This window comes from Sporomusa acidovorans (assembly GCF_900101845.1).
Taxonomy (GTDB): Bacteria; Bacillota; Negativicutes; order Sporomusales; family Sporomusaceae; genus Sporomusa; species Sporomusa acidovorans.
Map to the genome: position 1 here is coordinate 21,502 of NZ_FNAM01000024.1, position 15,196 is coordinate 36,697.

12 protein-coding genes are annotated in these 15,196 nt (G+C 42.3%); 3 read left to right on the forward strand and 9 right to left on the reverse strand.

Features of this window, described 5'->3' with window-relative positions; translation table 11 throughout:
• Window positions 1–80: 80 nt before the first annotated feature.
• Window positions 81–1,466: a C69 family dipeptidase gene (locus tag BLR65_RS16380; protein WP_169717061.1), complete on the forward strand. Its 1,386-nt coding sequence runs from the start codon at window positions 81–83 to the stop codon at window positions 1,464–1,466.
• Between the two features lie 494 nt (window positions 1,467–1,960).
• Here the strand turns inward: BLR65_RS16380 and BLR65_RS16385 are convergent, their stop codons facing one another.
• The 8 genes from BLR65_RS16385 to BLR65_RS29880 form a co-directional block, all read right to left on the reverse strand.
• Window positions 1,961–2,218, reverse strand: coding sequence for an anion permease (locus tag BLR65_RS16385; RefSeq protein WP_245692845.1), 258 nt, complete (start codon window positions 2,216–2,218; stop codon window positions 1,961–1,963).
• 219 nt (window positions 2,219–2,437) lie between these two features.
• On the reverse strand, window positions 2,438–2,836 hold the full coding sequence (locus BLR65_RS16390; protein WP_093795265.1) for a hypothetical protein: 399 nt from the start codon (window positions 2,834–2,836) through the stop codon (window positions 2,438–2,440).
• Window positions 2,837–2,877: 41 nt separating this feature from the next.
• Window positions 2,878–3,555 (reverse strand): DUF4241 domain-containing protein, encoded by a 678-nt coding sequence (locus tag BLR65_RS16395; RefSeq protein WP_093795266.1) that lies wholly within the window; start codon window positions 3,553–3,555, stop codon window positions 2,878–2,880.
• A gap of 15 nt (window positions 3,556–3,570) precedes the next feature.
• Window positions 3,571–4,062, reverse strand: a complete 492-nt coding sequence (locus BLR65_RS16400) for a hypothetical protein (protein WP_245692846.1) — start codon at window positions 4,060–4,062, stop codon at window positions 3,571–3,573.
• Between the two features lie 35 nt (window positions 4,063–4,097).
• Complete coding sequence (locus tag BLR65_RS16405; protein ID WP_176772757.1) at window positions 4,098–4,358, reverse strand: hypothetical protein; 261 nt, start codon at window positions 4,356–4,358, stop codon at window positions 4,098–4,100.
• Window positions 4,342–4,554 (reverse strand): DUF1737 domain-containing protein, encoded by a 213-nt coding sequence (locus BLR65_RS16410; RefSeq protein WP_093795268.1) that lies wholly within the window; start codon window positions 4,552–4,554, stop codon window positions 4,342–4,344. The genes BLR65_RS16405 and BLR65_RS16410 overlap by 17 nt, the downstream gene beginning before the upstream one ends.
• Before the next feature lie 755 nt (window positions 4,555–5,309).
• Window positions 5,310–6,320, reverse strand: coding sequence for a PDDEXK nuclease domain-containing protein (locus tag BLR65_RS16420; protein ID WP_211285280.1), 1,011 nt, complete (start codon window positions 6,318–6,320; stop codon window positions 5,310–5,312).
• A 1,017-nt stretch (window positions 6,321–7,337) separates the two neighbouring features.
• Window positions 7,338–7,547: a hypothetical protein gene (locus BLR65_RS29880; RefSeq protein ID WP_176772756.1), complete on the reverse strand. Its 210-nt coding sequence runs from the start codon at window positions 7,545–7,547 to the stop codon at window positions 7,338–7,340.
• Between the two features lie 372 nt (window positions 7,548–7,919).
• Here BLR65_RS29880 and BLR65_RS16425 point away from each other — a divergent pair, with 372 nt between their 5' ends.
• Window positions 7,920–9,716, forward strand: a complete 1,797-nt coding sequence (locus tag BLR65_RS16425) for a hypothetical protein (RefSeq protein WP_093795270.1) — start codon at window positions 7,920–7,922, stop codon at window positions 9,714–9,716.
• Window positions 9,716–13,354: an AAA family ATPase gene (locus tag BLR65_RS16430; protein WP_093795271.1), complete on the forward strand. Its 3,639-nt coding sequence runs from the start codon at window positions 9,716–9,718 to the stop codon at window positions 13,352–13,354. Before BLR65_RS16425 ends, BLR65_RS16430 begins: the two co-directional genes overlap by 1 nt.
• Window positions 13,355–13,763: 409 nt before the next feature.
• On the opposite strand, the gene rlmD is transcribed toward BLR65_RS16430, so the two are convergent.
• A complete protein-coding gene (gene rlmD / locus BLR65_RS16435; RefSeq protein WP_093795272.1) occupies window positions 13,764–15,152 on the reverse strand; it encodes a 23S rRNA (uracil(1939)-C(5))-methyltransferase RlmD in 1,389 nt (462 codons plus the stop codon).
• Window positions 15,153–15,196: the final 44 nt, after the last annotated feature.

A 15,196-nucleotide genomic window follows, 5' to 3' on the forward strand; every position in this document is an offset into this window, starting at 1 on the left:
TTCTATTTATTTGTATCGCAAGTAATGATCTAACAGTTGGCTTTACGTAAATTTTAATTCACTGGGGAGAAATGACAGAGATGAATAAGCATGGTTTTAAGATTTTTTTGTCTGGGGTAGTAGCGTTAGCAATGATTTTTGGCGCGTTTCCCGGTATTTCGTTTGCCTGTACATCCATACTTGTCGGTAAAAATGCTACTGCAGACGGGTCAGTCCTGATTTCCCGCAACGAAGATTATAAAACTTATTGTGCAAAACATTTTATCGTCCATCCGCGTACGGAGCGTAAAACGGAAACAGTATTTAAAGCAGGGGCAAATCAATTTACCTATTTGCTTCCCAAATTGTGCTACAAATATACCGCCACTCCTGATGCGAACTTCAAGGAGGGGCCGATGGAAGAAGCCGGGATCAATGAGTTTCAGGTCGGCGTGAGTGCGACGCAAAGCGCCTCTTCCAACCAAAGGGCTAAGGCTGCCGATCCGTTCGATGAAGAGCACGGCTTGACGGAAGCCTCCATACCGTCTGTAATTTTGCCGGTAGTTAAAACGGCGCAGGAAGGGGTGGAAGCACTCGCCAAAATAGTGGAGGCGAAAGGAGCCGGGGAAGCATTTGGTGTATCTATCGCGGACTCGAATGAAATATGGTACTTTGAAGCCGGCTCGGCACATCATTGGGCCGCTGTCAGGGTTCCTGACGATAGCTATATGATTGTCGCCAACCAGTTAAGAATCACCAGCGTTGACTTAAGTGATAAGAAAAATTATATGGGGTCAAAGGATTTGATCAGTTTTGCCATAGCAAAAGGCTTGTATAATCCGCAAACAGACGGTGCGTTCAATTTTGCCAGGGCCTATGGAACAGATAACGACCATGATCGTGTATACAATTATCCCAGAGTATGGTGGGGGCAGAAAATGCTGACTCCGTCAGTTCACCAAGAACCGGGCGGCAATACATTCCCTGTATTTATGAAAACAGACAAAAAACTCGGCTTGCAGGACGTAATGTCCGTATTGCGGTCACACTACGACGGAACGGAATACGATCCCTATGTCCCGGGATATAAGCCGCTGCAGGGTAAGGGGTTCCGGCCTATTTCCGTTACCCGTACAGTAGAATCGCATGTTATTCAGCTGAGGAACTGGCTTCCAGACCAAATCGGCGGCGTGCAGTGGATTGCTCTGGGGCATACGGCGCTCAGTGTTTATGTTCCTTTTTATGCAGGAATTTCCGATACGCCGGAAAGTTACCGGCTGGGGATTGACGTTAAGGATGACAAGTCGGCATACTGGACATTCCGCACCATGCAAACTTTAGCCAATACCAATTTCACCGAATATGCAAAAATCGTTATTCCCGAATGGCAAAAATTTGAACAACAGGAATTGCAGGAGCAAAAAAATATTGATGCGGCGGCTTTAAAAATATATAACAACGATCCCGCCAAAGCGCTAAATTCCTGACTGGCTATGTGAATAAAACGGCAACGACGGCTATGGCAAAATCGCACGAGCTAGAAAATATCCTCATTACCAGTATGACTAAGAAGGTTCAGCCTGATGTATCCTTTCAAGGGCTATAAGTCTTTTGTTAATTTTCAAAAAGAGCATGAAAGAATACTACATCCTTATTAACGACTCCGACAACATTGAACAGGTTCAGGGGACATGGACTTTGTCCTCGTTAAGTTCTGTCAATTACTAAGTCAGGTAACGGTTCTCCGACTCACCACATTCCTTAAAATTTAAATCATCCATTACTACATTGATTCTTAAAGATGCACAAAGCTTCTGCCAAATTCCTAAAGATTTGGCAGAAGCTCTATGTTTCACCATACTAATGATACAGTTCCAGACTAGCAAGGGAAAACTTAAGGACAGGCACATTTCAAAAGTATTAAATCTGCCATGAAACAGGGAATCTGCTCGCGCGTTTTTTTATACCATCAATAGGCAAATCAAGAACCGTCCTGTACTTGCTTACGGCACCAAAGAAAATTGGGGCTGGACCCACGGCATAATGTGTCAACGAACCACATAAGCTCGATAAAAATGCTAAAGATAATACTACTAATAAAGCAAGTAGGGTGGCAACCATGAAACTCCTGTAATTTAAAGTCTGCCAGCCATGGGATAAAGCCCAACTTTGACAAAAAATTAGCCATCGCAATGAGACTCCCCATCCATACAAACGTATCCCATGCCTCCTTTTTCATTTAAAACATCCTGCCATATGAGTCAGGTGACGGTTCTCTGACTCACCACATTCCTTAGAATTTGAATTATCCATTACTATATTTATTCTTAAATGCACAAAGTTTCTGCCAAATTCCTAAAAATTTGGCAGAAGCTCTATTTTTCACCATGCTAATGATACGGTTCTGAAAATGTAGACCAGCAAGGGTAAACTTAAGGACAGGCACATTTCAAAAGTATTAAATCTGCCATGAAACAAGGAACCTGCTCGCGCGTTTTTTTACGCCATCAATAGGCAAGTCAAGAAGAACGTAAATCGCTCTCGCGATGGCTTTGGCTTGTTCCTTTTCTAGAAAATATTCGTATAAAAAAATTGGCAGTATGCTCTTTTTGTGGTATAGTTTAATTAAAAAGCTACTAACATTTGGAGTTATAAGTAGAAAATGACCTATTGAAATTCCATAGCTGGGCAGCCCGCGATTTCCTTCTTCTAGGCAATCAAAAATTTTGCGCGTAGATAACTTAGAGGCTAACCTTGCAGATTCTGCTGTGAGGTTAGCCTTTTTGCGCGCTTTCCGATTGAACCCTTCAAGAACCGTCACTATGACAATAGATATCTTTCTAGTTGCTTTTTTCACATGCAGTTGTTACCTTTTTTACTACAGGGAAAAGGTTCCGATTACTCATGTGTATCTTCCCCTTCGTCATCCTCCCCACCAGTATCAACAGTTAAAAAATCAGTAATCAGACAGCACACATCCCCCTTAGCATCCATTCCCCAAAAGGTTGGATAAGACCCATCGCCGAAACCGCTGGAAAAGGCTGCTATATTGCAAGCAGAATCAGGAAGCACTACATTCGCAGTAGAATAGGTATATACATAACTGTCATCCAAAGCCTTTTCCAAATCAGGCCACATTCCATCCTCAAATCCATCCGCTAGCTTTTGAAGAGCCTTACAAGCACACTCGTCCATAAAGCCGCCTGTCCCACTGTCAACACCATAGCCAAAAAATTCATCATCACCCAACGCTTCTGCCGCTTGCCCCGCAATAAGCGCAAGCTCAAAATGCGCTGGCAGTTCCTTGGTGAAACGGATTTCTGCAAAAGCCACTCTTTTGTCGGTATCAATATGGTGAATGTACAATATCACCGGATAGCGGCCTGCCGCTACTGCTCTGGCAAAAGGCTGAGTTTCAAAAAGCATAAGCGGGTCATTTGCCACAATCTTACCTGTAGGAAGATAGATTTCACCTAAAGGCTGTTCTTTGATATATTCATCCCATTTACTGTTTTTGAAAAACTCTACAGTATGACCTGTGCGTAACGCTTTCATTAATTCGAATTCAGTATCCATGATATTTCCCCCGCACTACCAGTATTTATTCTTCAATTTATCATATATTCCCATCAACTTCACTTCGCCACTATATTTTAACACCACATTGGTAACTACCCATTTCTCATCCTGATAAGCCAGGATAAATATATAGCGGTCGGTGTCCTCATGCTTGGGGGAGGTGCATTTTTCGGCTTCTTCCTGAGTGGCAAATTCTTCATAATAGCTGATTTTGGCAATTTCCAGTTTCCCAATATACGGGTTAACCAAGGAATCATTTTTGCGAATATCAATGGTGTAATCAGGACTGAGTGTATAGTGGATTCTCTTCCAGACAGGCGGCTTTCTTTTATTAAGTTCAAAAATCTGCTGATTCTTTGCTTCATAGGTAGCAAGAGCCTTATTAACCTCCGTCCTAACATACTCCTTAAATGAATCTACGACTTCAGCCTCACTTGGCGCAGCAAAGGCTAGGTTGGAGAATACCAATACTAGAACTAAGGTTAACAGTAAGACTTTTTTCATAGACATCTTCCCTTCCATTTCCTCGCTAAGAATACCTACTGCAGATAGCCCACTTTAGGCTCAATCTTCAATACATCATAAATACTGTTTGTTTTCAGATCGCCGCTATATTGCAACTCTGCTTTAGTGACTACCCATTTATCCTCCTGATAGGCAATGATAAATGTATAGTGTTTGATATCCCGATATTTGGGTGAAACACATTGTTCAGCTGCTTCTTTGCTGGAAAAATCCTCATAATAGTTGACTTTATCAATTTTTAGTATTCCAATATATGGTCTAATCCCTGTCGCCAAACCTTGACCACTCTCTAAGCCGTTTCGCTGCCTCAGGTGACAACTCTCGCTCTAACCGCCAGCTCCAGTTATCCCCCACCGTACCCGGTGTGTTCATGCAGGCGGCTGAATCCTCATCAAGTAGTTTAGAAATTCTTTGGCAGAAACTTGCATCATCTTTTCCCGTAATTAACCTATATCTAAGTTGATCATCCATCTAAATTCCTCCCTTTAGAAAACTATGTTGTCGCACTTCACAATCCGTTTAGATTGGTCCATTGGGGAACAAAGAAGACTACTTTTAAAGCAAGTTATGGTTATTTTCTTTGTCTATTTGACTTTATCCTGCATATTAGAACAAAATATAATCCTTCGTTTTAGCCTTAACACTCAGCGGGAGTCATTTACATTGAAACCTCAATAATTTTATTAATACCGATAACTTGTAATACACAAACTTACTTGTCGGTCCGTGTGGCTGCCGCTGGTGAATTTAATACAATTTTTTCACGTACCTCGTTCAGCGACTCCTGTATGTATCCATTTTTAAACTGTAAAAGTCGGGTTATAGCATATTCTTCCAGAGTGAATAGGAAAATCTTAGCTTTAATCAAGGTCACCGCGCCGCCTTTTATTGAATGAGGCGGCTTTTTAGTTTCCCCCGCCGTGGCCAGTACGCTCCCCTGCCTGACAGACTATAGTAACCAAAACAAGCTTACGATGTACGGGCACAAGGATTGCTTATAGTAAGCCGTCTTACAAAACATATCCACCGTCCCCTGTCCTACTTTTTTTAATTTTTTGTGTCAGCAACCCCGTCCCCCTGACACAGGGAGCAGACAATGAACTGGGTGTCCATAATGGACACCCAGTTCATTTTTCTTGAATACAAGGCTTCTTGAAGATAATCCGTACAAGGAATAAAATCCTCCCTTAATTCCTCTTGCCTTTCAGCTACAGCCAAACAGAACATTATTTCATTCGGCTCTGGATATCTTCTACAGACGGCAATTGTTCTTTTAGTTCATCCGGAAGATCACTCGTAACTCTATACTCACTCACGCCAATGGGTTTGCTCATATCCTTTAGCGAATATTCGGCAACCAAATCATTTTTGCTCTTACAAAGTAAGAGCCCAATGGAAGGGTTATCCACGTCTTTTTTAAGCATGCCATCAACTGCTGACAGATAAAAATTTAATTGTCCAGCATATTCTGGCTTAAATGCTCCTGTCTTCAATTCAATTACAACATAACAACGAAGATTCAGATTGTAAAAAAGCAGGTCTATGTAAAAATCATCTCCACCAACATTAAGATGATATTGGTTTCCTAAAAATGCAAAGCCTTTTCCAAGTTCCAAAAGCAGCCTGGCAACATTTTTCACCAGAGCTTCCTCAATATCCCTTTCAATCATATCTTCCTTAAAAGTTATGAAGTCAAATATATATGGATCTTTCATTGTCTGCTGTGCCAGCTCGCTCTGCAGAGCCGGTAGACGATGATCGAAATTCGAAACCTTATCAACAAGCACCTGCCGCTCATAAAGCTTACTCTCGATTTGATGCACCAAAACATTACGCGACCAGCCATTTTCAATGGCTTTTCTCGCATACCATATATGAATGTCTCGATCTTTTATTTTGTCCAAAAGAGCAATATTTTGATACCACGGTAATTGTGCAAGTACCTCTTGCACAATTACAACATCTGGAAATACAGTGGCAAGCTTTGCCATATATTTTAAATTGCGAACAGAATAGCCTTTCGCCGCCGGAAATTCCAGTTTTATGTCCCGTGATAAATTGTCGATAAATTTATTTCCCCATGCCTTATACTCATTGATAACCTGCCCAATATGATAATACAACAAGATAAGCGTACTATTAACACTTAAGACTGCTTTATATTGCGCGGCTTTAATATCTTGTTTTATACCCTCAATAGTTTTTAAATATTCATTATCATCTATCAATAATGACATATTCTTCCTCCAAACTTATTACTCTCACAATATATATTTTTTAAAACTCCATCGAATATAGATTAACACATCACACAATATTTTTCTATAAGTCTCAAAATTTGTATATTATTTGCGACATTTTATAAGAATTATTCATTTCCGTATATGGCAAATGTCCATAATGAACCTCCTCCTAAAAAAACACAAAATGGGCAGTTCATAAAAATCTCCCTGACCGCAGTTCATACTCGACGTTTGGGCCCTAGCTGGTTATGAATGACTCCCTATTCCATCTGTCAGTGGGTAAGCGCCTCCCCAAGAGCTGCTAGAGGCGATCAAAAAATCATCCAAAATGCAAAGGAAATAAGGAAGACGGGATCATTATGACGATGACATGGAAAGCCACGGGGACGGTGGTTGCGTCTTCATTTAAGACATTTCACCGTCCCCGTGGCTCTTCTTGTCAATAACTCCGTCCCCCTGACAAGTCTCAGTCTATACGAATATTATAGCATATTTTGCCAAATCGAAAAAAATATTTCTGTTTGACAATTCTTTACACAAGCGCCGTCTTCATAAATGAAGCGGCATTTTTTATTTTCTCCGCCGCGCAGTTCGCCGCTTCCTTGCTGCTGGCAAGCCCGTTTTCACGGGACGTGACGGCGCGGGTTTTGCCGCCCTGGCCAGTGCGCTCCCCTGCCTAGCTTACTATCGCAACTGGCCAGCCTTACGATGTGCGGCCACAGGGGTTTTGTGGTTGCTCATGGCAAGCCGTCTTATTTTCTTACAAGCCATCCGTGGTTCTTTGGTTTTTTATTGTCATATGGCCTTACCTGTCCCGGTGTCCCTCGGCAAATCAAGAACCGTCCCCACTTGCTTTAAGAACCGTCCCCACTTGCTTTTACAATAGGTATAATATAAGAAAAGGACTGACGTGTTGCAAGCACGCCAGCCCCCACAGACTGCCTAACCGGAAACGGTTAGCCCAGATTCTTAGTTATTAAGGAATAACCGCAAACCTTAGCAAGAGGGCGGTTATTCCTTTTTTATGATCAAAACAACGAGTGTTGCAAATGCAATCATGAGATACATTGCCTCAAACATTGTCATCATACCACCCCCCTTTCTAAAAAGGGTGTGGCTAACCGCTCCTCGACAATCTGTTACGCTAATTATAGCATATTTTGCCAGAGTCACAGGAAAAGTTTTGTCGTTAGTTTTCAGCAGGCAACGTGCCGCCTTCACCGGATGAGGGCGGTCTTTTTATTTTTCCCAACCGCGTAGTTCGCCGCTTCCTTGCTGCTGGCAGGCCCGTTTGCACGGGACGTGACGGCGCGGGTTTGGCCGCCGTGGCCGATGCGCTCCCCTGCCTGGCGCACGGAACGTCCCCAATTATCAAAGGAGCACCAAACTTGTTGTGCTCCTTTGCATAACTTGGTCGAACAAGTATGAACCAATTCTCTTAAAAAGCGAGTCTCTAGTATAACCGAAAACCCGCTTTTTGTAATTTGATTAGAGAATATTGCGATTTCTGCGGTGATATTAGCAGGAAACGATTGGGATTGGTAGAAAATCCTAACTGATAGAAAATTCTATTCAGTTAGGAGAATAGCCATCGTGATGAAAGTAAGTCATGTTAAATTAGCTGTTCCATTTAGCTCACAAACATGGTTGACTATGCTTGTGATGCAGCCATTAGTCGATGGAATGCTTTTTCGAAGCGCAGCTGGTTACCAGTGGAAGCCAGAAGCCAAGGCCGTCCAGTTGCAGCACCTCAGTCGGCTTATGGAAATAAGCCAGGGACCAAAAGAATCCAGAATCTTAAGCCGGACGACGGATATAATTTTGATTCCTGAGTATAGTATTCCAGGCTTAGAAGGCTTTGAGTTATTACATAGAAGCATCTCATCATCGCCAATAAACAACCAACTTCTTATTGGGGGCATGGATGGTTTATCACGGGCAGATTTTTCGACATTACTCAGTAAGTCTTCTTTGCCTCCTAATGCCGTCTCCCAAATAACTGCCGACGTATCCGGTTGCGACTGGGTCAATACGGCTATTATTCTCGAAAAAGCAGGACCCCAAATAAACTATTACCTACAACCAAAACATTTACTAGCGTTTGAAGAAGAGTCCACTTCTATGTGCCAGACGAAGCAAGTGCTATTTTTCGTGACTTCACCTCCGAAGACGTCTAATCCTATATGTATCATCGTGCCCATATGTTTTGATTGGATTGGTAAAGAAGGCTGCAGTACACAAGTAGATGGGTTGTGGGAAGAATTTCTGGATATTCAAAAGCGAGAAGGAATAGTCTATCCACAGTGGCTTATACCAGTAATCCAGCACAATCCGAAACCCAATCATTTGGACTTTTTAGGCAAAGCTAGTAATAGACTGACTAGTGGCGAATGGCAACGGGTTTACGGCGATAAAGCTTGCATTATCATGGTTAATACAGCTTCGCCCGCCGGTTCTAATACGCATGGACACAGCGCCGTAATTTATTGCAATGGACAGTACGGAAGATGTACTCCTCGGCCTGTTGTCTCCTCAAAACCAAGACAAGGCTTAATAGGATGCGGCGAGCAGAGATTTCGGGAGGACGGTCCCGTTATCCACGGAGTCCTTTTTGTTCCACCCAACGGGACAACAGGAACGCCAGGGGATGCTAGGGTTCCATTTAAAGAGGCTAAGTTAATGTCTCTCGACCCGGCAATGACTGCCAAATGCTGTAGAAGATGGCCAGGCGCGTTCGAGGCCGTGGGTCCTTATGTTAAAGTGTACGGAGATTTACTTGACCGACAAGAGCGGCGACTAAAGTCTTTCGGCAGTGGAGAAGCATTAAAGGCAGATTACGATGTATATCTTACAAGAGCAATTGAATCGAATCGAGCTTATCCAGATGAAGCTATTCGCTCCAAGATGAAGTTGCTATGTCTCTGGGACGGCCATTCAGAAGACTGTGATGAATGGCGCGAGGACTATGAGGGGCCTGCAATTCATAGCCTTATTACAGGACAGAGTTTAGTCTCTTTGGCTTGGGATGACGTTAATCTTCAGGAACCACTACATGGTAGCTTTTTTACAGATGAGTTACATAATGTTTTCATTGTCGCAGAGGGGCACCAGTATAAATCGCATAAGGAATTAGCTGATGACATAATAGAGGCCATCCATGCAGGAAAAATCAAGACTGGTAGGACTGGACAGGTTTTAATAATTGGTCATACTCATAACGCTGATGTACCCTACCGAGGACCACTCTCTGGGTTGCCGGAAGCCGGCGATATCACGGAACCTGCCAGAATAAAGTATATTCCGCTAGGTGATTTAGTCCGAGCATTTTCAGTCTCCGAGAACAAAAATTCCTTCAAGTCCAAACTTATGGAATTACTGGAGGGAGCGTAATGTTGTTTAGCGAAATAAAGCCGATTCTTTTCCAAGAGATAAATGTAATAGCTCCTGGGATAGACTGCATCTATTCTGATGATGAGCTAATAGTATTTAAGAAAAAATGGAGCGAACTGCCTTTTATTGATATAGTAGGTTTTTCGCCCTTGTCATCGGTAGAAGATGCACAGAAATGGAAAAATACAGAGACAAGGTTTCTTAAATCTATCTCCAGCGATTTGTATCACTCTAAGGATAATGTTGAACCGTCATTGGCGTTCCTTTATAACCCTAATTTTCTTGAAGAACTAATGCAATATTTAGTACGAATCGAAAGGAATGAGCTCCATTGCAGAAAGTTTGTATTGCCGGCGGTAGAAGAAATTCATGAACATATAATGAGATTGCCTATTGCATCTTTACGAGATGCGAAACTACAAGGATTATTACCGCAGTCTGCAAGAAAGATGCTCTTACAAGCTGGCGTGGGTTATGAATGTACCAACGCAATCTTAACCCAGACGAGTATAGAAAAAATTATTACTAATTTGCCAGATAAGGTAGATCAGTCTTCGATAGTTTCAACACCTGTAAGTGTTAAAGGTGTATTGCCTAGTAATATTACAAGGTTCAAAAGTTTGAGTATAGAAGGATTCAGAGCGTATGGAAAAGCACAATTCTTTGACTTAGATGCAGATTTAATTGTCATTGGTGGACCAAACGGACTCGGCAAAACATCCTTTTTTGACGCGATAGATTTCACATGTACAGGATATGTTTCTCGATTAGGCAGGAAGCAGCAACCCCTAAAAAATCTTAATTACCCTGATAATTTAAAAGTAAAATTGCAGGCAAAGACATTTGGAGAAGAATCCCACGAAGAGTTCGAAGTTATTAGGGACTATAATCAAGTAGTCCTAAACAATCAACGATCTGATAGAAAAGACGTTATTTATAAGTTAACACAAACAAACTTAAAAGATAACGTAGACCGACTAATTCATTTGTTCCGGGCCAGCCATTTAGCTTGTTCACATCAAGCTGTATTAACTGGAGCAATACGGGATTCGTCAACCTTGCCGATTGATTTGGTTGGACGTATGCTATCTCTTGAAGATTATGTTCAAGGGATTAGCCGCGTAACACGAGCAGTTGAAACCATTCAACGAGAAATAGAGAATGTCCAAAATGAAAGTGTAAAAATAGACTTGGACGAGGAAGCAGTCCAAGTCGAGTTAAAGCCGCTTTTGCAACATACAGATTTAGGGAAAATAACGCCAGACCAGGAATACGAACTTCAAAATATTCGGAGCCAAGCTGTACGACTTAGGATAGATGCTGATTCACTACAAATACAAAATAAGAACATGCCCCAAAAACTTGAGTCTCTACGATTGGCTACCGAGGCCAAAAAGGCCGAGATAGTCGAGCAGCTTAATGGTTATGAGAAACTAATTAGCTATATTAGTCAAAGGCAGCTCTTACTTGGACAGAAACAATCGGCTGAAGCCGAATTACAAGGTCATCAAAAGGAGCTCGACCGGTTAAAATTATGCGGAGAACAATATAATAAAACACTTGATGGCTACCATGCAGCTAATAATCAGCGTCAAAACAATTTAAGAAAAATTTATTCTGAAATCGAGGATTACAAGTGGTATATATCTAATAGACCCATACTTAATGAGGCTACCAGGAAAGTTGAGGAATTAGGGAACCAGATTAGAAAGCTTCAAACAAAAGATGACTCGATAAAAATCTCTCTAGCTCGCAAGGAGAGCGAAACCGAACAAGTAGAGTTAAAGTATGAGAAGCTTGCATCCAAAAAAGAAAGCATTGGGGAGCGGTTAAATCTATTACAGGATATATTGCTAAAAGTTCCTGATTACGAAGCGACCAAAAGAGAACGAAATAAACAACTAGAGTTAATAGGGTCTATCAAGCAAAAGCTAATACAAGAGAAAAAGATACTTGATGAAAAGCAAGCTAATTACAATGAACTGGAGAAAAAATACCGAGAACTTGAGTTCAGGTTAGAGTCTGAAAGAAGCAACTTGGATTCGATGCGGTCACTTATTCATCAGTTAAGGTCATTTATCCGCGATTCAGAGTGCCCCTTATGTGGGCACGTCCACGATTCGCAGGCAGCATTGATAGCTATCGTCGATCAACGTTATTCCAAAGAATCAGCAGAGCTCATAAGGTTAACTAGTGAGGCGGAAGAAGTTAAACATGAATTAAATAGTCAAGATAATGCCATTCGACAACTGAATTCCAATTATCAAGAAATGGTTGAAGACTTAAATTCAGCGGAATATAGGGCTACTGAACTTCAATTAAGTGTTGTCAATTTTGAAGCTCAGTTTACCAATGCGGAAATCTCTATTGATGATGTGGCGAATAATACTGTTAGTTTCCAAATTGCGGACCTAGAAGAAAACAAAGCTGCATTAGAAAACCAATTACTTGTTGTCCAACAAGAGAAAAGAGCCATAGAAAGTGATATTCAAAAACTTGCTGAAACACGTACCGCCTATGAAAGAGACTTACGATTGCTGCAGAATGAAATAGAAGATAGTAGTCAAACGGCTAGGCTTATTAGTCAACAGATAACAGAAAAAGGACTAAGACAAGAACTTTTGGTTCAGGATGCCGAACAATTGCTTTTGATTTCAAGCCAAAAAATTGAGGCTGAGCGCCAAGGTAAAATAAGCATTGAGAAGGACATTGAAAATATTACTAACCAGTTGCAAAACAATGAACGAGAATTAAGTTCGGCTGCCAAAAAAAGTGCTAACCTTCAGAACATCAAAACTGAAGCAGAATCTAAGCTTAATAGTATACATCATAGTATTCAAATGTATAAGTTTCCTATCGATGTTTCGTTGTCAGCTATACAGGCAAAAATCAATGAGATAAAACAGCTTAGTGTTCAACTAGAAGATGTACGGCAAAAGATATTAACAGCAGAGGTCATAGCTGATGCAAAACAAAGAACTGCAACGGTTACAAGACTCCGTGACAAAAGTCGAAATAATTATCAGAAGAAGCAGGACCTAGAGAGAGAACTCAAGGAGAACAAACGCCGTTTATCACTTCTGAATAGCATTCACCACTCATTGAAAGATGTTCAGCAGGGAAATCTAGATAAATATTGTAAAGCACTTGGGCCAATAGCAACTACGATTCAACGACGGTTAAGACCTGTTTATGGTTTCGGAAATATGGATATACGAACTAGTACTGATTCAATACCAATTCGCATTGGCTTTGACAATGCGTATCTATTGCCATCAGACTACTTATCAGACTCTCAAATCAGTATTATCGCCTTAAGTATCTTCCTGTGTGTTGCAAGTACCCAAACGTGGTCTGGCCTTCAATCTATACTTCTTGATGACCCGGTTTTGCATTTTGATGATTTGAACCTTTATGCTTTTGCCGATTTGCTACGTACTTGGCTCATTTCTTCAGATGATAGTACCCGCCCCCAAATAATAATATCCACTTGTGATGACCGACTGCTACGTATTTTGCGTAACAAATTTGACGTTTTGGCTGAAGCAGGAAGGGCTAAATTCTATTTGTTTAAGAGTATATCGAAAGACGGACCGATTATTGAGGAATACCCTCCCTGTAAAACCCAAACACGTTGAGTACGTAGTAAGTAAAAGAACGCTTTGTAATGAGCGTTCTTTTATCCTTCTGTCTTGGTGGAACTACACCCCCGCCTGATAATTACCTCCCGTTGGGACATCTCTTACTATTCAATTCAATGTGCACGCTCAGAGGCACCAACTACGACTGGTAATCCGGAACCATTGACAAAAAGAAAAAAGCCTGACCTGGCCTCTCCCTAACGAAGATGCAAATTCAGGGGCTAATGTAAACAAACCCTTATAAATCTAGATTTATAGACTCTTTCCTCTTCCATCCTTTTAATTCGGTTTTCATAGTGTTTAATAAGTAAAACGGCAACCTCAAGAACCTAATGTTTTCTTCTTACGTCTAAGGAAACATATACTATATTTTTCCACACTCGTGAAACCAGGCCCCGTCCTGGTTTCACGAGCTGTGTTTTCTTTGCAGTAGAACACAACACTCCACGTGAAAAGTCATCGCAAACATATCCACAGGCTGAATCTCCCGGGTCTGATAGCCCAAATCACTCAACACCGCCAAATCCCGCGCCAGTGAAGCAGGATTGCAGGAAACATAGACAATGCGTTTAGGCTCCATGCTGACAAAGGTCTCCAGCACCTTTTGATCGCAGCCTGCCCGGGGCGGATCGACGACAATGACATCTGGTTTGATGCCTTGTCTGAACATGCGCGGCATGATGTCAACGGCATCACCGACAATAAATTCCACGTTGCCAACATGATTATTGCGGGCATTTTGGCGGGCGTCGAGGATAGTGGGCTCGACGATTTCGATCCCGTAGACTTTGGCGGCGTGGCGGGCAAGGAACAAGGTAATCGTGCCGGTGCCGCAGTAGGCGTCAATGACGGTTTCCGTACCGGTCAGGCCGGCGTAGTGGACAGCTTGGTTATAGAGCACCTCGGCCTGGGCTGTATTGACCTGGAAAAATGAGCGGGCCGATATGGCAAAGGAGAATTCACCCAGTTTATCGGTTATCGTATCGCGGCCCCAGAGGGTAATCGTTTTGTGGCCCATAATAATATTCGTGCGCTGGGAATTCACGTTTTGAATGATGCTGACAAGTCCCGGTATTTGGGCTTGCAAACGTTCAAGCAGGCTCTCCCGCTGCGGCAGTTTTTCTATTGCGGTCACCAAGACGACCATGACTTGCCCGGTGGCTGTGCCGACCCGTCCCAGGATGTGACGAATGACACCCTGACCGGTATGCTCGTCATAGGGTTCTATACCGAGTTCTTCCACAATCTTCCGGACTGCGCTCACAATGTCATTATTTACTTGATGCTGAATCAGACAATGATCGGTATCCACAATATCATGGCTGCCTTGGGCAAAGCAGCCGACTACCACCCTGCCGTTTTTTCTGCCTACGGGAAACTGCATTTTGTTGCGGTAATGCCAGGGATTGGCGGCACTCAGAGTAGGATGGACAATGACGTCAGGCAACTTGCCAATCCGGGTGATGGCATTGACGACCTGCTGCCGCTTGCTGTTTAGCTGTTCCTCATAGCGTAAATGCTGCAGTTGGCAGCCGCCGCAGCGCTCATATATTCCGCATTCCGGGGTGATCCGGTGAGGTGACGGAATTTGGACGGCTGCAAGCCGGCCAATGGCATACGTTTTTTTGACGGTAGTGATAACGGCTGAGACTTTTTCTTCCGGCAAAGCCCCGGGAATAAAAACGGTAAAGTCCTGATAACGGCCTACACCTTCCCCACTATGACCAAGGCCTGTTATATCGATGGTATAGGTTTTTCCTTTTGTTACCGGAATAGTTGTTGCTTGATTTGCCACAAATGTCACCTTTTCTTTTTAGAATCAAGAGATTTTCCTTATAT